Raw genomic sequence first — 573 nt, 5'->3', positions numbered from 1 at the left:
CGGCCGCCAGCACCCCGACGACGTCGCCGGGGTCGGCGGCCCGGTCGCCGCGCCACACCGCGTCGGTGCCCAGCCGCACCTGCGCCCCGGTCACCGGCAGCACGTGTACCGGCTCCCCGACGAACGCCTTGTGCGTGGCGCCGGACCCCAGCCCGACCAGCGTGAACGCCTCCCCGGCGGCGACGACGTGGGTGAGGTCGCCCGGATTGTGGGTGTCGAGCTCGATCCGCCGGTGCACGCCGTGCCGGGCGAGCAGCTCCCCGGTGGCCCGGTAGACCGCCGGGGCGGCGTCGTAGCGGATGGACACGTACGGCAGCTCCGCCAGCTCCTCGAGGCGGACCTCGGTGCGGTCGTCGAAGCCGCGCCCGTGCCCGACGACGACGGCCGCCGGCCGGGTGTCCACCCGCCGCACGGTCAGCCCGGGGTCGTCGCTCCCGCCGTGCACGAACGCCAGGTCCAGCTCGCGGCGCGCCACCGCGCGGGCCAGCTCCGCGCTGGTCCCGGGCCGGATCCGCACCGCCAGCTCCGGACGGGCGGCCCGCAGCCGCTCCAGGAACCCGTCGCGGACCGCCG

General features: G+C 78.4%; 1 protein-coding gene. It reads right to left on the bottom strand.

Features of this window, described 5'->3' with window-relative positions; genetic code table 11:
* The coding region (locus GTW08_RS26480) for a LysR substrate-binding domain-containing protein (RefSeq protein ID WP_202417728.1) at positions 1–573 on the bottom strand (573 nt) is incomplete at both ends.

Origin of the sequence: Pseudonocardia sp. SID8383 (assembly GCF_009864975.1) — a bacterium.
GTDB classification, from domain to species: domain Bacteria; phylum Actinomycetota; class Actinomycetes; order Mycobacteriales; family Pseudonocardiaceae; genus Pseudonocardia; species Pseudonocardia alni.
Note: the sequence above shows the minus strand (reverse complement) of the source record. Positions and strands in the feature narration are given on the sequence as shown.